Genomic DNA, 16,582 nt, shown 5'->3' with positions numbered 1-16,582 from the left:
GCTGCGTCAGCAATAGCCGCAGCGAAAGTCCACTCCGTCCGCACTCCAGACTTTGACCCGCATCGGAGCGGATGACTACCCCCTCCGCTACCCATACACCTCCAACATCCCTTTCAAATCCTCCAGCGTGTTCGCCTCTTGCAGCGGTTTGTCCTTGCGCCAGCGCAGCATCCTCGGGAACCGCAGGGCGACGCCGGATTTGTGGCGGGGGCTGGCTTGTATCCCCTCGAAGGCGATCTCGAAGACGTGTTCGGGGGTTACGCGGCGCACGGGGCCGAAGCGTTCCAGGGTGTTCTTGCGGACCCAGGCGGTGATCTGGCGGAACTCGGCGTCGGTGAGGCCCGAATAGGCCTTGGTGAAGGGGACAAGCTCGTTTCCGTCCCAGACCGCGAAAGTGTAGTCGGTGAAAAGGTTCGCGCGGCGTCCGTGGCCCGCCTGGGCGTAGATCATCACCGCGTCGATGGTCAGGGGATCGACCTTCCATTTCCACCAGTCGCCCTTCTTGCGGCCCGCGAGGTAGGGGGAGGCGCGGCGTTTGAGCATGATCCCTTCGGCGCCCATCTCGCGCGATTTTGCGCGGATTTGGGCCAGCGCGTCCCAGCTGTCGAAGGTCAGGGTCGGGGAGAGCCGCAGGGGCAGCGTGTCGGGCAGGGCGGCGGCCAGGGCCTCCAGCCGCGCGCGGCGCTCCGACAGGGGGCGGTCGCGCAGGTCGGTGCCGCCGTCCTCCAGCAGGTCGTAGGCGCGCAGGATCACCGGGGCCTCGGACAGGAGTTTTTTGGGCACGGTCTTGCGGCCGATGCGTTTTTGCAGGGCGTTGAATGGCAGGGGGGCGTCGCCCGCGCCGTTGTAATCCCAGGCGAGCAGTTCGCCGTCGAGCACGGTGCCGTCGGGGAGGAAGTCGCGCAGGGCGGCAAGCTCGGGGAAGCGGTCGGTCATCAGCTCTTCGCCCCGGGACCAGACGAAGTGCTGGCCGCCGCGCAGGATGAGCTGGCCGCGGATGCCGTCCCATTTGTGCTCCGCCTGCCAGTCGGCGGGGGGGCCGAGGGTGTCGGGCGGATCCTCCAGCCCGTAGGCGAGGTAGAACGGATAGGGTTTGGACAGGTCCGCCGCCGGGTCGCGGGTGAGCACGAGGGATTGGAAGCTGGTGGTCTCCGGCGTCCAGTCGCCCATGAGGCGGTGGGCCAGTTCGGGTTCGGGAATGTCGGTGGCCTGCGACAGGGCGCGCGTCATCAGCTTGGCCGACACGCCCATGCGGAAGCCGCCGGTGATGAGCTTGTTGAACACGAAGCGTTCGGTCTCGGGCAGGCTGTCCCAGGCCGCGAGGATTTCGGCGCGGCGGTCGGGTTCGTCGCGGGCGGCGAGGCCGCGGATGGTGGTGATCCAGTCGGTGAGCGAGCGGGTGCTGGTGCGGGTGGGGGGCGGCAGGACGAGGGCGATGGTTTCGGCCAGATCGCCGACGACCGGGTAGGCCTCTTCGAAGAGCCACAGGGGGATGCCCGCGCGCTCGGCCGCCCATTCGCGCAGGCGGGTGGTGGTCACGGTGCGCTTGGGGCGGCGGCCGGACAGGAGCGCGATGGTCCAGAGGCGGTCCTCCTCGGGGGCGGTGCGGAAATAGGCGGCGAGGGCGGCGACCTTGGGCGTGATCTTCGTGGTCTGGTCGAGGGAGGTGAAGAGCGCGGCGAAGTCCTTCACGGGGTGTGCTCCCGCAGGAAGGCGCCGATCCGGGCGATGGCGGTATCGGCGGCATGGGAGCGGCCCGCATGGAGGTGCCAGACATGGGCGACACCCGGGGTGGCCTCGACCGTGACGGGTCCGCCCGCGGCGCGCAGGGCATCCGCCGTGTGCAGGCTGTCGGGCTCCAGCGCCTCGCCGGTGGCGTATTGGATCAGGGTCGGGGGGGCGCAGGGAAAGGGGGCGGCGAGCGGGGAGGCGAGCGGGTCGGCGGGGTCGTGGCCATCGAGATAGGCGGCGACAGCGCGGCGGGCCCAGCTCTCGGGGATCAGGAGTTCGGTGTCCGTGGACCGCTGGAAGCTGCCCTGGTCGAGGTCGAGATCAGCGACGGGGGAGAGCAGGACGAGGGCGGCGGGGGGCGGTGTGCCGGGCCCGAGGGCGTGCAGGAGCGACAGCGCGAGGGCGCCCCCGGCGCTGTCGCCGGCGATCATCACGGGGCCATCGGCGGCCATCGCGGCATAGGCGGCGCGGGTGTCGTCGAGGGCGGCGGGGAACGGGTATTCCGGTGCGCGGCGGTAGTCGGACAGGAAGGTGGTGCAGCCGGCAGCGCGGGCGATATGGGCGACCATGTGGCGATGGCTGGTGCTGCTGCCGATGGTGAAGCCGCCGCCATGGAGGTAGAGCAGGCGGCCCCCGGTGCCGTTCTCGGGCGTCAGGCGCAGGCCCGGCACGCCGCCCACCCGGCTGCGCATGGCCGTAACCCCGGCGCAGCGTTTGGCCAGCAGGAAGGTGGTGCCGTCGAAGATTCCGCGCAGCAGTTTCTGCGACGGGGTGAGCGCGAGGACCGGGCGCTGGACCCAAGCCGCATAGTGCGGCCAGATCCGGTCGCCCGGGCCGGTGGGGGCGGCGGTCATGGGGCGGCTCCTTCGGGCTCGGGATCCGGTGCGTCGATGCTTTCGCCTTCGAATTCCGTCTCGACGATCTGGGCGTCGTAGCCCTGATCCTCCAGCCATTTGCCAAAGACGGAGGTATAACCATGGGTGACGAAGATCCGTTCCGCCCCGGTTTCGGCGATGGCGGTATTCAGCCCGGTCCAGTCCGCGTGGTCCGACATCACAAACCCCCGGTCTGCGCCGCGTCGGCGCCGGACCCCGCGCATCCGCATCCAGCCCGAGGCAAAGCCGGTCTCGGCGGGCCCGAAGCGTTTCATCCAGGGCGTGCCGAGGGCGGAGGGTGTGGCGAGTACCAGCGCGCCCGGGTGGGTTTTCGCGGTGATCTCGGCGGTGACCTGGGTCGTTGGGGGCAGCGAGAGTCCCTGGGCGCGCAGGATGCGGTTGGTGCCCTCCACCGCGCCATGGGTCAGGATCGGGCCCTGGGCGGGGTCCAGGTGGGCGAGGATGCGCTGGGCCTTGCCCAACGCGTAGGCGCCGAGCACGGCGGTCTTGCCCGCGGCGGCGCAGGTCGCCCACCAGCGGTGGATGGCGGCCATGACATCGTCCTGCGGGTCCCAGCGGAAGACCGGCAGCCCGAAGGTGCATTCGGAGATGAAGGCGTGGCAGCGCACGGGCTCGAACGGTTCGGAAAACCCGTCCGCGTCGATCTTGTAGTCGCCCGAGACCACCCAGACCTCGCCGCGATGGGCGATCCGGATCTGGGCGGAGCCGGGGACGTGGCCCGCGGGATGGAAGCTGACCTCGACGGCGCCGATCCGCCGGGTCTCGCCGTAGCGGATGGTGTCGAGGGCGATGTCGCCGAGGCGGTGGCGCATCACGGGGGCCGCGGCCTCGGTCGCGAGATAGGCGCGGTGGCCGGGACGGGCGTGGTCGGCATGGCCGTGGGTGATCAGCGCCCGGTCCACGGGGCGCCAGGGGTCGATGTGAAAGCCGCCCGCCGGGCAGTGGATGCCGCGGTCGGTGAAGGTGAGGAGGGGCTCTGCCATGGCAGGCAACCTAGGGCCGGGGGGACGCGGAGCCAAGATGCGCGCGGGTGGGGCGGGACAAGCCCGTTCGAACGGGCTTGGGGTGCGGAGCGGGGCCGGGGGATCGGGGTGACAGGGGCGGGCTGCCGCCGACCCGGAGGGCGCGGCGCGCGCGGGAGCGGCCTGTGACCGGGGCCCGTTGGGGGCAAGCCCGTTCGAACGGGCTTGGACGCGCCCCGGGATCGACCCGTGCCGCTTGCGGGGGGCGGTCGGGTCTGATTCAGTGCCCGGGCGCATCAGGGAGGCGGAGATGGACGATTTCAGGACACGGATGCTGGCGGGCGAGATGCTGGCGGGGACGTTCGTGAAGACACCGGCGATCGAGATGGTGGAGGTGCTGGCGCTCTCGGGGCTGGATTTCGCCTGTCTCGATGCGGAGCACGCGCCGTTTGACCGGGGCCGCATCGACGCCTGCCTGGCGCTGGGCCTGGCGCTGGGCTTTCCGCTGCTGGTTCGGGTGGCCGAGGCGACGCCGCCTGCGTTGATGCAGGCGCTGGACGCGGGCGCGGCCGGGGTCGTTGTGCCCCATGTGGACAGTGCCGCGGCGGCGGCGCGGATCGCCAAGGCGTGCCGTTACGGCCATGGCGGGCGGGGCTTCGCAGGCTCCACCCGGTCGGCGGGCTACGGCACACGGGGCATGGGGGATGTGTTGAGCGACGGGCCGAAGCCGCTGGTGATCGCGCAGATCGAAGACCCCGAGGGGGTGGACGCCTGCGAGGGGATCGCGGCGACGCCGGGGGTCGACGGGATTTTCCTCGGCCCCGCGGATCTGTCGGTGTCCCATGGCAAGATGGACCAGACCTCGCCGGAGTTGATGGCGGCGATTGACCGGGTGGGGGCGGCCTGCGCGGCGTCGGGCAAACCCTACATGACCTTCACGCCGGATGTGGAAAAAGCCGCGGCCTGGCGGGCGCACGGCTTTTCCGTGTTCTTCGTGGCCTCCGAGCATGCCTGGATGTTGCAGGGCGCGCGGGCGGTGGCCAAGGGGATCAAGGCGCTGGGCTGAGCGCGACCTGGGGCGGGGTCAGTTGGTCTTGTTGCCCATGTTGTGGCCGCCATGGCCGTGCCCCTGATGGCCGTGGCCGCCATGCTCGGGGCTGCGTTCGAGGTCGACGGGGATCTCCACCATGACCTCGCCGGCCTGCTCGAAGACGAGCGTGACGGGGACCGTGTCGCCGTGGGACCAGCTGTCGGTGAGGCCCATGAACATCACGTGATCGCCGCCGCGCTGGAGCGCGTAGGTCTCGCCCGCGGGGATGGTGAAGCCGTCCTCGACCTCGCGCATGAGCATCACGCCGTTGCCGTCATCCACATGGGTGTGCAACTCGACCCGCGCGGCGGCGGGGGAGGTGGCGGAGACGAGCCGGTCGTCCGTGTCGGAGCGATTCATGATCTGCATGAAGGCGGCGCCGGATTTGGCGACCGGGGAGGAGACCCGCGCATAGGGGTCCATCACCATGATGGGGCCGTCCATGGCGAGGGCGGGCAGGGCCGCGAGGCCGAGGCCTGCGGCAAGAGCGAAAGCTTTGAAAGACATGAGGGTTCTCCTGGTCTGAACAGTTCTGTTTTTCGAGGTGTGTTCAGATCGGGAGCGGAGGCGCGCGCGGGGCGCCGCCCTGTTGCGGCGCGGTTTTCCAGAGGGAGGTGGCCAGCGGGGTGGGCCTCCAGCGGGTCTGCGTGTCGAGTTTTGCCAGTTCGAGCCCCTGCGCGCCAAGGCTTGCAAGGCCGAGCAGGGCGCAGTCCGGGCAGGTGTGGCCGGGTGTGATCGGCTGGCCGCGGCTATCGACCCGGACAATATCCGTGTCGCTGCCGTGGCAGATGACCATCACCGTGCCGGGTGCGGTGGCCATCTGGCCACGGGCCACGGCCATCGCTTCGCTTGTCACGATCAGGACAAGGGCGAGGCAGGCGGCGATGCAGGTGCGGATCATCGGCATGGTCGATAGCTAAGCCGAGGGCCGGACCAAGCGAAACGGGCGCGATGTCGCAGGCGGCGGTCGGCGCGGGACAACGGCGGTAGGGCGCGCCTTGCCCCGCGCCGTCGCGGTTGAACAGGGGCTGCGTAAGCGGTGTGGTTCGGGCGCCCAAGGCGCTTGCAAGCGCCTTGCCCCGCGCCACGGTTGGATCCAGGCGAAGCCGTGGAGCGTCGATCCGCCCTTGCCGCCGGGCCAAGGCGCGATGACGCGCCCCGGCGCCCGCGCGGACACGAAAAAGCCCCGCGCGGACGGGCCGGCGGGGCGCTTTGCAGGATCGCGAAGGGATCAGGCGGCGGCCTGGGCCTTTGCGATGTCTTTCTTGATCTTCAGCGCCTTTTCGGACAGCTCTGCATCCTTGGCCTTCGCAAGGAAGCTGTCGAGTCCGCCGCGGTGATCCACGGTCCGCAGCGCCGCCGCAGAGATCCGCAGCTTGAAGCCCCGGCCCAGGGTTTCGGACATCAGAGTCACGTCGTTCAGGTTCGGCAGGAAGCGCCGCTTGGTCTTGTTGTTGGCGTGGCTGACATTATTGCCCACCTGGACGCCTTTTCCGGTCAGTTCGCAGCGGCGCGACATCGGCTCGCTCCTCGTTCTCTGGCGATTTGTTCTCGCGGTTCGGGTCGGATGGGCGCGCGCAGGTCGGGCACCCGGAAACTCAGGCGTGTCATCTAGGATGGATGCACGCGGGCGTCAAGCGATTCATGTGGTCTTTTCCGGGGTATCCCCGGCGGGTGCGCCCTCCGGGTCGGTTTCCAGGGCTGGGGCGGCGCCAAGGGTCTCGAGGATGTTCTCGGCGGCCTGGCTTGCGGTCAGTTTGCCTGCGGCCACATCGGCCCCGAGCCGGTCCATGGCGGTGCGGGTGGCGGTGTCCTCGGTCAGCCGGGCAAGCAGGCCCGCGCGCACCTCTGCCTCGAACCAGCCGCGGGCCTGGGCGGCGCGGCGGGCGTCCCAGTGTCCCTCGGCCTGGCGCCATTTCGCCAGCGCCTGCATCTCGGACCAGGCCTGTTCAAGGCCCAGCCCGGTGACGGCGGAGACCATCAGCGCCTTGGGGAAGCCTTCGGGGTCTTCGGGGCGTTTGCGCAGCAGGCGCAGGGCCCCGGCATAGTCGGCGCAGGTGCGGGTGGCGGTGGATTTCAGATCGCCGTCGGCCTTGTTGACCAGGATCAGGTCGGCGGTTTCCATGATGCCGCGCTTGACCCCCTGCAACTCGTCCCCGCCTGCGGGCGCCAGCAGCAGCACGAAGAGGTCCGACATCTCGGCCACCATGGTTTCGGACTGGCCCACGCCCACGGTTTCGATCAGCACCACGTCGAAGCCCGCGGCCTCCACCAGCGCCACGGCCTCGCGGGTGCGGCGGGACACACCGCCCAGATGCGACAGGGAGGGCGACGGGCGGATGAAGGCCTCCGGCGCGCGGCTGAGCCGCTCCATCCGGGTCTTGTCGCCGAGGATCGAGCCGCCGGTGCGGGTCGAGCTGGGATCCACGGCGAGCACGGCCACCTTCAGCCCGGCGTCGATCAGGGCGATCCCGAAAGCCTCGATGAAGGTCGATTTGCCGACGCCGGGGGTGCCCGAGAGCCCGATGCGCAGGGCCTGTCGTTTCAGCCCGGAGAGCTTCTGCAACAGCGCGGTGGAGAGGGCGCGATCCTCGGGCCGGGTGCTTTCGATCAGGGTGATGGCGCGGGCGAGCGCCCGGCGCTCCCCGGCGGCGACGCGGTCGGCGAGGGTGTCGAGATCGGGCAGGCGGGCCTTGCGGCGGGGCGGAGCGGCGGTCAAGGGCGGTCTTTCGCTTGGGTCTGCGGTCTTTCGCCGGGGCGATTGACGGGGTCGTCGTTTTCTTGCCTCGTCCCTATATGAAATGTCCAGATGGCAGGCTGTCTCTCTCGGCCTGCTGCCCCTTGCAGACAGGATGTCGCCCGTGCCGAAGATGATGATTACCCGCTTTTTCGCCGCCGCGCTGGTGGCTGGTCTTGCCCTGGGGCAGGCGACGCAGGCCCGGGCAACGGAGACCGGGGTGTTCGACATCTCGCTAGGCGGGATCCGGGCGGCGGTGGTGCAATATGCCGCCAATACCGAGGGCAACCGCTATGCGGTGACCGGCAAGATGAACACCACCGGGTTGCTGGGCGCGGTGGTGCGGGCGTCCTACGAGGCGACCGCCCGAGGCACCGAGCCGCGCCCGGGGCAGTATCGGCCGACCTCGTTCACAGAGGTGCGCGACGCCTCCAAGGAGGTGAGCCGGGCCGAGATGCTGTTTCGCAGTGGCCGGCCCCAGATCAAGACCTATGACCCGCCGCGCAAGTCCGACCGGCATGCGGTGGACCCGGCGACCCAGTCGGGGACGGTGGACCCGATGACGGTGATCTATGCCGCTCTGCGTGACCAGCCGCGAGAGCGGGTGTGCGACCTGTCCTTGCAGGTTTTCGACGGCAAGCGGCGCAGCGAGGTACGCCTGTCGGACCCGGCGGAAGCGAGCGATGGGCGGATCACCTGCCAGGGGGTCTATCGCCGGATTGCGGGGTGGTCGCCGGAATCCCTGGCCGAGCGGTCGCGGTTTCCGTTCCAGATGACCTATGCGCCCAAGGGCGAAGGGGTCTGGCGGGTGGTGCGGGTGACGACCGATACGACCTTCGGACGCGCGGTGCTGCAACGGCGCTGAGCGCGTTGCGCGCCTGAGGCGGGCGCGCTAGGTCGGGGGCCGGGGCGGATGTTGCGCCCCTGGCGGGAGTACGTTCGGAACAATGAGGCGGTTGGTGTGACCTCTGGGGGCGGCAAGAGCGCGTCCTTGCCCATCGACGGGGCGCTGCCGGAGCTGTTGGCGGCCATGGCCGGGTCCGGCATGGCCGTGCTGCAGGCCCCGCCCGGGGCGGGCAAGACCACGCGCGTCCCATTGGCCCTGCTGGAGGCCGGGGCCGCGGGCCGGATCGTGATGCTGGAGCCGCGGCGGCTGGCTGCGCGGGCGGCGGCGGAGCGGATGGCCGCGAGTTTGGGCGAGCCCGTGGGCGCCACCGTGGGCTACCGGATGCGGGGGGCCAGCAAGGTCGGGCCCGCGACCCGGATCGAGGTGGTGACCGAGGGCATTCTGACCCGCTGGCTGATGGCGGATCCGGAGTTGCCGGGGATCGGCACGGTGATTTTCGACGAATTCCACGAACGCTCTCTCAACGCGGATTTGGGGTTGGCCTTGTGCCTGGAGGTGCGCGGCGCGCTGCGCGAGGATCTGAACCTGCTGGTGATGTCGGCGACGCTCGATGCGGAGCCGGTGGCTGCCCTGATGGGGGGGGCGCCCGTGGTGACCAGCGCGGGCCGCGCGTTTCCCGTGGAGGCGCGGTACCTAGAGCGCCCCTTGCCGCGCGGGGCGCGGTTTGCCCCGGCGGTCGCGGACCTGGTGCTTCAGGCCTTGGAGGAGGCCGAGGGCAGTGCGCTGGTATTTCTGCCCGGCGAGGGGGAGATCCGGCAGGTTGCGGCGCTGTTGCGGGACCGTGTGGGACGAGATGTGGTGGTGCGGCCCCTGTTCGGGGCGATGAAGCTGTCCGAGCAGCGCGCCGCGATCGCGCCCGCGCCCGAGGGCCAGCGCAAGGTGGTGCTGGCCACGGCGATTGCCGAGACCTCCCTGACCATCGAGGATGTGCGGATCGTCGTGGATGGCGGCCGCGCGCGGCGGGCGCGGTTCGATCCGGGCTCGGGCATGTCGCGGCTGGTCACCGAGCCTGTGAGCCGGGCCGAGGCGGCCCAGCGGCAGGGCCGGGCGGGACGGGTGGCGCCCGGGGTCTGCTACAAGCTCTGGACGCGGGGCGCGGAGGGGGCGTTTGCGGCCTATGCGCCGCCGGAGATCGCGGTGGCGGACCTGAGTGGGCTGGCGCTCGATCTGGCGGTCTGGGGGACCGGGCCGGAGGATCTGGCCCTGCTGACGCCACCGCCGGAGGGGGCCTGGGCCGAGGCGCGGGCCTTGTGCGCCATGTTGGGCGCGCTGGATGCCGAGGGGCGGGTGACGGACCACGGCCGGGCGCTGGCGCGGATGCCGACCCACCCGCGGTTGGCCCACATGCTCCATGTCGCGGGGCGGCAGGGGACGGAGTTGGCAGCGCTCCTGTCTGAGCGGGATCTGGATCGGGGGGCGGGGGTGGACCTGGCGCGCCGGGTGGCGATCCTGCGGGGCGATGCGCCGGCCCCGGATCCGGGCGCGCGGGCGCGGGTGCGCGAGGAGGCGAAGCGTCTGGCGCGCGACCTGCCGGAGCGGGCGGCACTGAGCCTCGGGGCGCAGGCGGCGCTGGCCTATCCGGACCGGATCGGGTTGCGCCGGGCGGGGGAGGCGCCGCGCTACTTGCTGGCGGGGGGCAAGGGGGCGGTGATGGAGCCGGACGCCCCGCTGGCGGGGATGCGGTTGATCGTGGCGACGGATCTGGACGGCGACCCGCGGGAGGCGCGCATCCGGCAGGCGGTGGCGGTGACCGAAGGGGAGGTGCGGGCGCTGTTTGCGGATCGGATCCTCTGGCGCGACCTGTGCGCCTGGTCGAAGCGGTTCCGAAAGGTGGTGGCGCGGCAGCAGGAGTGCCTGGGCGCGCTCGTGCTGGCCGACAGGGTCTGGCGCGATGTGCCGGAGGCGGCGCGGGCGGCGGCGGCGCTGGAGGGGGTGCGGGATCTGGGTCTCGCGGCTCTGGGCGGTGGGCCTGCGTTCGAGCGGTTGAGGGCGCGTGTGGCGCTGTGCCGGGCCGGGGGGCTGGAGGTGCCGGACATGTCCGAGGCCGCGTTGCTGGAGGCCGGGGAGGCGTGGTTGCTGCCGGTGCTTGGGCAGGTGCGGGATGCGGACGATCTGCGCCGGATCGATCCGTTGGAGCCGCTGCGCGCCTGGTTGGGCTGGGACGCGTTGCAGGCGGTGGAGGCGCAGGCGCCCGGCGCGATCACGACGCCCTTGGGGCGCAAGCTGCCGGTGGATTACAGCGGCGAGGTGCCCGAGGTGCAGGCGCGGGTGCAGGAGTTCTACGGGGTCACACGGCATCCGACCGTGGGGCCGGGGCGGGTGCCGCTGCGTCTGACGCTGTTGTCGCCGGGGCAGAAGCCCGTGGCGGTGACCTCGGACCTGCCGGGGTTCTGGGTGGGGGGCTATGCGGACCTGCGCAAGGATATGCGGGGGCGGTATCCGCGCCATCCCTGGCCGGAGGATCCGACGGAGGCTGCGCCCACGACCCGGGCCAAGCCGCGCAAGGGGTAGGGCGGGGGCAAGCCCGTTCGAACGGGCTTGGCGCGCTGAGGGCGGCAGGTGGTGTTGGGCGTGAGGGCTGAGCGTCGCGGGGCCCGACCGCGCCGCGGCTCGGGACCGTATCGCAGGCCCCACATCTGTGCGGGGATCAAGCCCGTTCGAACGGGCTTGGGCCGCTCAGCGGACGCGGACCCATGTATTGGCGCGGCAGATCGGGCCGATGCAGCCGGACACTTTCAGTTGGTCGCCCTCCAGCACCATCTTGGAGCGGTAGGTCTTGTCGGCGCCCGGATCCCAGATCTTGCCCTTGCCGAACTTGCCGCCGCCCTCGTCCTGCATGTCCCAGACGATGTTGCGCCCGACATTCGGGGACTCGATGGGTGTGCCACCGGCATTGAAGGACCGCACAAGCTTGCCGCAGGTCAGCCCGCCGCAATCGTAGAACTCCACATGGCCCACATTGCCATCGTCGTTGGGGGCGGTCTGGAACAGGCCGCGCACCTCCTGCGCGGCGGCGGGACCAGCCAGGCAAGCCAAGGCGGCCAGGGTGGCGAGTTTTCCGAGCATGACGATCTCCTCCATGTCATGTGCTGCCAGAGCGTGGCAAGGCGGGCGGGGGTGGGGCAAGCGTGACGTTACGCCAGCCGCGGGTGTCACGTTACGTCTTTGCATTCGGGGCGCGGCTCGCTAGACCGCTGCCACCTGTCGTAACCGGAGCCTCAGCCATGATCCTTTATCCCGCCATCGATCTGAAAGACGGCCAGGCCGTGCGGCTCTACAAGGGCGACATGGACAAGGCGACCGTGTTCAATGACAGCCCCGCGGCCCAGGCGCGCGCCTTTCAGGACGCGGGCTGTGCCTGGTTGCACCTGGTGGACCTGAACGGGGCCTTCGCGGGCGCGCCGGTCAATGCCGCGGCGGTGGAGGCGATCCTCGCGGAGACCTCGGTGCCGGCGCAGCTGGGCGGTGGCATTCGGGACATGGCAACGATCGAGATGTGGCTCGGCAAAGGCATCGCGCGGGTGATCCTGGGCACGGTCGCGGTCGAGGACCCGGAACTGGTGCGCGCGGCGGCCAAGGCGTTTCCCGGACAGGTGGCCGTAGGGCTGGATGCACGGGCCGGCCGGGTGGCCACGCGGGGCTGGGCCGAGGAGACCGACCTGATGGTCACCGACCTCGCGCGATCCTTCGAGGATGCGGGCGTGGCGGCGATCATCTACACCGATATCGACCGGGACGGGGCGATGCAGGGGCCGAACGTGGCGGCCACGGCGGCCCTGGCGCGGGCCACGTCGATTCCGGTGATTGCCAGCGGGGGGGTCAGTTCGCTCGACGATCTGCGGGCGCTCAAGGCCTCCGGCGCGCCTCTGGACGGCGCGATTTCGGGGCGGGCGCTCTATGATGGGGCGATCGATCTGGCCGAGGCGCTGGCGGTTCTGGCGGACTAGGGGGCTCGGCCCCCGGCGCTGCGCGCCTCCCCCGGAGTGTTTTCGCACAGATGAAGAGGTGGGGTTTTGGAAAGAGCGGGCCGTTCTCTGGCGCGTTTTTTTGCGGGGTTTGACCAAGCTGTGGGCCGAGCTTCGGTTCGGGCGGTGGAGGGTGCCCTCGGCGGGGCGGACCTGGGCTGCGCGCTGTAAGCCGCCCGGATCGCGCAATCGATTTGACAAGTGCACACGGGTCGAGCCCAGACCGGACCCGAGACGAAGGGTCAGGGCAGCGGATCGCTTTGCCACAGCTGCACGGTCAGGCCGCCATGGGCCACGTGCGGGCCGGGGGTGATGGGCAGGGCGGTGGCCTTGGCGAGCGCGGGCTCGGAGGTCACGAGGCCCAGGCGCCAGCCGGCGAACCGGGTGCGGAGGGTCTCTCCCAGGGCGCCGTAGAGGCCATAAAGCAGTTTCTTGTTGCCGATCCGGGCGCCGTAGGGCGGGTTCACCATGATGAGGCCGGGCCCGGGGACGGGCGGCTCCAGCGCGCTGATCGGTTGGCAGGCGAACTGGCACAAGGCCGTGACGCCGGCCTGTTCGGCGTTGCGGGTCGCGCCGGTGATCGCGCCTTGGTCCCTGTCGAAGCCGAAGAAGCGGGGCGGGCCATCAGGGGGGACTACCGGTGTCCGGAGCGCAGCCCAGGCGGCGGGGTCGTGATTGGCGAAGCGCTCGAAGGCGAAGGCGCGGGCGCGGCCCGGGGCCAGGCCGCTTGCCATGCTGGCCGCTTCGAGCAGGAGCGTGCCGGAGCCGCACATCGGGTCCACCAGGGGTTCGCGCCCGTCATGGCCCATCTGGCGCAGGAAGAGCGCGGCCATGGTTTCACGCAGGGGCGCCTTGCCGACGAAGGTTTTCAGCCCGCGGCGGTGGAGCGGCGCGCCGGAGCTGTCGAGGCTGATCGTGACGAGGTCGTCGTCGATTCGGGCGATCAGGCGGAGCGCCTCGTCGGCCTCTGCGTCGGCCTCGCCCCGGGCCAGCACCGCGCCCGCATCCGTCACGGCCTTGGCGATGCGCTGTGCGGCGGCACGGTCGTGGTAGATTTTCGACTTTCGGCAGGTGGCCTCCACCCGCACCGGGGTGCCGGGGGCGATCCAGGCGGCCCAGTCGATCTTGCGCGCGCGCTTGTCGAGTTGCGCCAGGTGGAAGGCGCGGAACTCGGCGATCCGTACCAGCACGCGGCCCGCGCCCGCGAGCACGAGATTGGCGCGCCGCATGTCCTGCAGCGTGCCGGTGATCTCGACGCCGCCGGGGACCGGGCGCGGGTCCAGGAAGCCCGCGGCGCGGGCCTCCTCGGCGAGGGCGGCTTCCAGCCCGGGCTGGGCGGCGAGAAACAGGGGCAGGGTGTCGGCCATGGCGGTCTTGTAGGGGGCGGCGCGGGTCTTGGCGAGAGGCAGGGTTGTCCGGGGCCCCGTGGCGGCGTACACGAAGGCCGGAACCGCGCCGGAGGGCCCCATGCTGAAAATCCGTGTCATCCCCTGTCTCGACGTGGCCGATGGGCGCGTGGTCAAGGGCGTGAACTTCGTGGACCTCGTGGATGCGGGGGACCCGGTGGAATCGGCCAAGGCCTATGACGCGGCGGGGGCGGACGAGCTGTGCTTTCTCGACATCCACGCGACCAATGAGAACCGCGGCACGATGTATGACCTGGCCACGCGAACGGCGGAGCAATGCTTCATGCCGCTGACCATCGGCGGCGGGGTGCGGACCACGGAGGATGTGCGCAACCTGCTTCTGGCGGGGGCGGACAAGGTGTCGTTCAACTCGGCGGCCGTGGCGGATCCGGACGTGATCGCGCGGGCCGCCGACAAGTTCGGCAGCCAGTGCATCGTCTGCGCGATAGATGCCAAGACCGTGGCGCCGGGGCGGTGGGAGATATTCACCCATGGCGGGCGCAAGCCAACGGGGATCGACGCGGTGGAATTCGCCAAAACGGTCGTGGAAAAGGGGGCGGGAGAGATCCTGCTCACGTCGATGGATCGGGACGGGACCAAGCAGGGCTTCAACATAGCCCTGACGCGGGCCATTTCGGATGCGGTGTCGGTGCCGGTGATCGCGAGCGGTGGGGTTGGCACGCTCGATCACCTGGTCGAGGGCGTGACCGAGGGGGGGGCGAGTGCCGTGCTGGCGGCGTCGATCTTCCATTTCGGGGAGTTCACCATCCGCGAGGCGAAGGAACACATGGCGGAGGCGGGGATCCCCGTGCGGTTGTCATGAGCGTGCTGGCGCGACTGGAGGCGACGATCGCGGCCCGGAAGGGGGCCGATCCGGACAGTTCCTGGACCGCGAAGCTGCTGGCCAAGGGGCCGGAGAAATGCGCCGAGAAATTCGGGGAAGAGGCGGTCGAGGCGATCATCGAGGCGGTGAAGGGCGACCGGGCGAAGCTGACCTCCGAGGCGGCGGATGTGCTCTATCACCTGCTGGTGATGCTGGCGGCGCGCGATGTGGCGCTGGCGGAGGTGCTGGCGGAGCTGGAGCGGCGCGAAGGCATCTCGGGGATCAGCGAAAAAGCCAGCCGCTAGGGCCAAGCGGCTTCCAAGCCGCTTAAGGATTTTCCAAAATCCTTGGCCCCTCTCCATTGCAACGGACAGGCGAGCGCCCGCCGGGGTCTCAGAGTTTCGAGCTGATCACGCCGGTGTTGAATCCGCCCATCCGCAACTCGCCGAAGAGGCGTTGGTACTCGATCTTGGGGCATCTGTCCTGGATGACCTCGATCCCGGCGGCGCGGGCCTTGGCGGCGGCTTCCGGGTGGGTCACACCGATCTGCATCCAGATCACCTTCAGCCCCGGCAGCGCCTCCAGTGCCGCGTCCACCACCTCCGGCACGGCTTCGGAGCGGCGGAAGATGTCGAGCATGTCCACGGGCTCGGGAATATCCGCAAGAGAGGCGCGCACGGTCTGGCCGAAGAGGGTCTTGCCCGCGTGGCCGGGGTTCACGGGAATGACGGTCTTGCCCTTTAACGACAGGTAGCGTGCGACGTAGTAGGAGGGCCGCACGGTGTTCATCGATACGCCGACGCAGGCCACGGTGCGGGTCCGGGTCAGGATGCGGCGGAAATCGTCGTCGCTCGGCGGTGTTATGGGGTCGTGGATCATGGTGCGAGCCTAGCGTCATGCGGGCCGCGCGGGAAGTCGGGATCCTGCGCGGGCGCAGGTTGGCCATGCGCGTTTCGCCAAAAAAAACGCCCGTGCCGAGAGGGCCGGGCGTAAAGTAACGGAACGAGGGACAGTGAATGAAGCGCGGGAGTTCCGAGCCCGCCTTCCTCAGGAATACGTAGGAACGCGTTGTCGGATTGAAAGGTATTCTTCACGATTCTGTGATGAGGCCTGTGTCCTGAGCGCCATCGGCCGCTCTTGGGTGCGCGATCAGGCGAGAACCTGCGGCCAGTTGGCGTTTCCGCGGGCGATATTGCCGGGAATGTCCCTTTCCCAGCGGCGCTGCACGCGTCTGGAGAAGTTCATGTAGAGCTTGCCATCGACGATGCGCCAGGCTTCCGGGATGGTGGAGGCGGTATAGCCCTCGGCCACAGCCCAGGCGCAGTAGCCGCCAAATTGCGGGGCGTAGGCCACAGGGTCGGCGGCGAAGGCTGCGCGATGCGCGTCGGACGCAAAGCGCCAGGTCACGCCGTTCCAGTCATGGGTGAAGGCGTCGCTTCCTTCGGTGGGTTCGCCCAGGGTGAAGTAGGCCACCGGGTCATAGCCGCGGATGGCAGCACCGCGGTCCGAGAATACCGGCGGTTCAGCGGCCAGGGCAGGGGCCGCAAGGGGGGCTGTGGCGAGCGCGGTGGCGGTGCCGATCAGGAACTGGCGTTTGGTGAGCATGGGGCGATCCTTCCGAGGTTATGACGCCGAGGTGGCCTCGGGTGATCGCCTGCGCAACCCGTCTGACTTCCATGTGAAACGGCGCGGCGCCCCCGTGAGAATTGTTTCAGTCGAAAATGTCTTCGATCACATCCACGGCTTCGGAAAGGGCACGCTTCCACAGGGGCTTCTTGCGTTTCTTGCGCCGACGCGGGTCCGGACCCATGCGGGCGGACTGCGGGCGCGCGCCGTGTTCCGGGCCGTGCACGCCGGGGATATAGCCCGTGGCCTTCTTGCGCTTGGCAGGCTTGGTCCCGCTGGGCGCTTTGAGCCATTTCATCTCGTGCAGGGGCGCGCCGCAGGAGCCGCAGGCCAGCTCATGCCCGTCCCGCGCGGACGGCACCAGCATGGTCCGGGCGCTGCAATAGGAACAGGTGGCTAGTTTCGTATGCTCGGGCATCTGGATCTCCTTGACCCCTAG

General features: G+C 70.2%; 18 protein-coding genes. 6 read left to right on the top strand and 12 right to left on the bottom strand.

Annotated elements, in window-relative coordinates; genetic code table 11:
• Positions 1-87 precede the first annotated feature (87 nt).
• The 3 genes from DSHI_RS13160 to DSHI_RS13150 are packed head-to-tail and all read right to left on the bottom strand — an operon-like array spanning position 88 to position 3,610.
• A complete protein-coding gene (locus DSHI_RS13160; RefSeq protein WP_012179250.1) occupies positions 88-1,692 on the bottom strand; it encodes an ATP-dependent DNA ligase in 1,605 nt (534 codons plus the stop codon).
• Complete coding sequence (locus DSHI_RS13155; RefSeq protein WP_012179249.1) at positions 1,689-2,585, bottom strand: alpha/beta hydrolase fold domain-containing protein; 897 nt, start codon at positions 2,583-2,585, stop codon at positions 1,689-1,691. Before DSHI_RS13155 ends, DSHI_RS13160 begins: the two co-directional genes overlap by 4 nt.
• On the bottom strand, positions 2,582-3,610 hold the full coding sequence (locus tag DSHI_RS13150) for a ligase-associated DNA damage response exonuclease (RefSeq protein WP_012179248.1): 1,029 nt from the start codon (positions 3,608-3,610) through the stop codon (positions 2,582-2,584). Before DSHI_RS13150 ends, DSHI_RS13155 begins: the two co-directional genes overlap by 4 nt.
• A 289-nt stretch (positions 3,611-3,899) precedes the next feature.
• On the opposite strand from DSHI_RS13150, the gene DSHI_RS13145 reads away from it, so the two are divergent.
• The gene (locus DSHI_RS13145) at positions 3,900-4,655 is read left to right on the top strand and encodes an HpcH/HpaI aldolase family protein (RefSeq protein WP_012179247.1); all 756 of its coding nucleotides are present in this window, start codon (positions 3,900-3,902) and stop codon (positions 4,653-4,655) included.
• Positions 4,656-4,673: 18 nt separating this feature from the next.
• On the opposite strand, the gene DSHI_RS13140 is transcribed toward DSHI_RS13145, so the two are convergent.
• The 4 genes from DSHI_RS13140 to meaB all read right to left on the bottom strand — a co-directional run bounded on the left by DSHI_RS13140 (position 4,674) and on the right by meaB (position 7,398).
• Positions 4,674-5,186, bottom strand: a complete 513-nt coding sequence (locus DSHI_RS13140; protein WP_012179246.1) for a copper chaperone PCu(A)C — start codon at positions 5,184-5,186, stop codon at positions 4,674-4,676.
• A gap of 43 nt (positions 5,187-5,229) precedes the next feature.
• On the bottom strand, positions 5,230-5,586 hold the full coding sequence (locus tag DSHI_RS13135) for a hypothetical protein (protein ID WP_012179245.1): 357 nt from the start codon (positions 5,584-5,586) through the stop codon (positions 5,230-5,232).
• Positions 5,587-5,910: 324 nt separating this feature from the next.
• Positions 5,911-6,198 carry a 50S ribosomal protein L28 gene (gene rpmB, locus DSHI_RS13130; protein WP_012179244.1) on the bottom strand — a complete coding sequence of 96 codons (288 nt, stop codon included), beginning with the start codon at positions 6,196-6,198 and terminating at the stop codon, positions 5,911-5,913.
• A gap of 123 nt (positions 6,199-6,321) precedes the next feature.
• Positions 6,322-7,398 carry a methylmalonyl Co-A mutase-associated GTPase MeaB gene (meaB, locus tag DSHI_RS13125; protein ID WP_012179243.1) on the bottom strand — a complete coding sequence of 359 codons (1,077 nt, stop codon included), beginning with the start codon at positions 7,396-7,398 and terminating at the stop codon, positions 6,322-6,324.
• Between the two features lie 151 nt (positions 7,399-7,549).
• On the opposite strand from meaB, the gene DSHI_RS13120 reads away from it, so the two are divergent.
• Together DSHI_RS13120 and hrpB are read left to right on the top strand one after the other, a co-directional pair.
• Positions 7,550-8,281 (top strand): DUF3108 domain-containing protein, encoded by a 732-nt coding sequence (locus DSHI_RS13120; RefSeq protein WP_245533082.1) that lies wholly within the window; start codon positions 7,550-7,552, stop codon positions 8,279-8,281.
• Between the two features lie 48 nt (positions 8,282-8,329).
• Positions 8,330-10,834, top strand: coding sequence for an ATP-dependent helicase HrpB (hrpB, locus tag DSHI_RS13115; protein WP_012179241.1), 2,505 nt, complete (start codon positions 8,330-8,332; stop codon positions 10,832-10,834).
• A gap of 165 nt (positions 10,835-10,999) precedes the next feature.
• Here the strand turns inward: hrpB and DSHI_RS13110 are convergent, their stop codons facing one another.
• Positions 11,000-11,389: a DUF2147 domain-containing protein gene (locus DSHI_RS13110; RefSeq protein ID WP_245533010.1), complete on the bottom strand. Its 390-nt coding sequence runs from the start codon at positions 11,387-11,389 to the stop codon at positions 11,000-11,002.
• Positions 11,390-11,547: 158 nt separating this feature from the next.
• On the opposite strand from DSHI_RS13110, the gene hisA reads away from it, so the two are divergent.
• Positions 11,548-12,270 (top strand): 1-(5-phosphoribosyl)-5-[(5-phosphoribosylamino)methylideneamino]imidazole-4-carboxamide isomerase, encoded by a 723-nt coding sequence (gene hisA / locus DSHI_RS13105; protein ID WP_012179239.1) that lies wholly within the window; start codon positions 11,548-11,550, stop codon positions 12,268-12,270.
• Positions 12,271-12,530: 260 nt separating this feature from the next.
• Here hisA and DSHI_RS13100 read toward each other — a convergent pair whose 3' ends face one another.
• The gene (locus DSHI_RS13100; protein WP_012179238.1) at positions 12,531-13,655 is read right to left on the bottom strand and encodes a THUMP domain-containing class I SAM-dependent RNA methyltransferase; all 1,125 of its coding nucleotides are present in this window, start codon (positions 13,653-13,655) and stop codon (positions 12,531-12,533) included.
• A gap of 100 nt (positions 13,656-13,755) precedes the next feature.
• On the opposite strand from DSHI_RS13100, the gene hisF reads away from it, so the two are divergent.
• Positions 13,756-14,517, top strand: a complete 762-nt coding sequence (hisF, locus tag DSHI_RS13095) for an imidazole glycerol phosphate synthase subunit HisF (protein WP_012179237.1) — start codon at positions 13,756-13,758, stop codon at positions 14,515-14,517.
• A complete protein-coding gene (locus tag DSHI_RS13090) occupies positions 14,514-14,822 on the top strand; it encodes a phosphoribosyl-ATP diphosphatase (RefSeq protein WP_012179236.1) in 309 nt (102 codons plus the stop codon). The genes hisF and DSHI_RS13090 overlap by 4 nt, the downstream gene beginning before the upstream one ends.
• 88 nt (positions 14,823-14,910) lie before the next feature.
• Here the strand turns inward: DSHI_RS13090 and DSHI_RS13085 are convergent, their stop codons facing one another.
• The 3 genes from DSHI_RS13085 to DSHI_RS13075 form a co-directional block, all read right to left on the bottom strand.
• Positions 14,911-15,396, bottom strand: a complete 486-nt coding sequence (locus DSHI_RS13085) for a CoA-binding protein (RefSeq protein ID WP_012179235.1) — start codon at positions 15,394-15,396, stop codon at positions 14,911-14,913.
• Between the two features lie 270 nt (positions 15,397-15,666).
• Positions 15,667-16,122 (bottom strand): YHS domain-containing (seleno)protein, encoded by a 456-nt coding sequence (locus DSHI_RS13080; protein WP_012179234.1) that lies wholly within the window; start codon positions 16,120-16,122, stop codon positions 15,667-15,669.
• 106 nt (positions 16,123-16,228) lie between these two features.
• On the bottom strand, positions 16,229-16,561 hold the full coding sequence (locus tag DSHI_RS13075) for a hypothetical protein (RefSeq protein WP_012179233.1): 333 nt from the start codon (positions 16,559-16,561) through the stop codon (positions 16,229-16,231).
• Positions 16,562-16,582 lie beyond the last annotated feature (21 nt).

The sequence above is a fragment of the Dinoroseobacter shibae DFL 12 = DSM 16493 genome, assembly GCF_000018145.1.
Lineage (GTDB): Bacteria > Pseudomonadota > Alphaproteobacteria > Rhodobacterales > Rhodobacteraceae > Dinoroseobacter > Dinoroseobacter shibae.
This window is presented reverse-complemented; position numbering and strand designations above follow the sequence as displayed.

Bases quoted from the DNA above. Each gene is read 5' to 3' on its own strand.
- hrpB (WP_012179241.1), top strand. From the start codon at position 8,330: ATGTTGCGCCCCTGGCGGGAGTACGTTCGGAACAATGAGGCGGTTGGT.
- DSHI_RS13080 (WP_012179234.1), bottom strand. From the start codon at position 16,122: ATGCTCACCAAACGCCAGTTCCTGATCGGCACCGCCACCGCGCTCGCC.
- DSHI_RS13140 (WP_012179246.1), bottom strand. From the start codon at position 5,186: ATGTCTTTCAAAGCTTTCGCTCTTGCCGCAGGCCTCGGCCTCGCGGCC.
- DSHI_RS13135 (WP_012179245.1), bottom strand. From the start codon at position 5,586: ATGCCGATGATCCGCACCTGCATCGCCGCCTGCCTCGCCCTTGTCCTG.
- DSHI_RS13150 (WP_012179248.1), bottom strand. From the start codon at position 3,610: ATGGCAGAGCCCCTCCTCACCTTCACCGACCGCGGCATCCACTGCCCG.
- DSHI_RS13110 (WP_245533010.1), bottom strand. From the start codon at position 11,389: ATGCTCGGAAAACTCGCCACCCTGGCCGCCTTGGCTTGCCTGGCTGGT.
- DSHI_RS13075 (WP_012179233.1), bottom strand. From the start codon at position 16,561: ATGCCCGAGCATACGAAACTAGCCACCTGTTCCTATTGCAGCGCCCGG.
- DSHI_RS13120 (WP_245533082.1), top strand. From the start codon at position 7,550: ATGATGATTACCCGCTTTTTCGCCGCCGCGCTGGTGGCTGGTCTTGCC.
- DSHI_RS13145 (WP_012179247.1), top strand. From the start codon at position 3,900: ATGGACGATTTCAGGACACGGATGCTGGCGGGCGAGATGCTGGCGGGG.
- DSHI_RS13085 (WP_012179235.1), bottom strand. From the start codon at position 15,396: ATGATCCACGACCCCATAACACCGCCGAGCGACGACGATTTCCGCCGC.
- DSHI_RS13090 (WP_012179236.1), top strand. From the start codon at position 14,514: ATGAGCGTGCTGGCGCGACTGGAGGCGACGATCGCGGCCCGGAAGGGG.
- rpmB (WP_012179244.1), bottom strand. From the start codon at position 6,198: ATGTCGCGCCGCTGCGAACTGACCGGAAAAGGCGTCCAGGTGGGCAAT.
- hisA (WP_012179239.1), top strand. From the start codon at position 11,548: ATGATCCTTTATCCCGCCATCGATCTGAAAGACGGCCAGGCCGTGCGG.
- hisF (WP_012179237.1), top strand. From the start codon at position 13,756: ATGCTGAAAATCCGTGTCATCCCCTGTCTCGACGTGGCCGATGGGCGC.
- DSHI_RS13155 (WP_012179249.1), bottom strand. From the start codon at position 2,585: ATGACCGCCGCCCCCACCGGCCCGGGCGACCGGATCTGGCCGCACTAT.
- DSHI_RS13100 (WP_012179238.1), bottom strand. From the start codon at position 13,655: ATGGCCGACACCCTGCCCCTGTTTCTCGCCGCCCAGCCCGGGCTGGAA.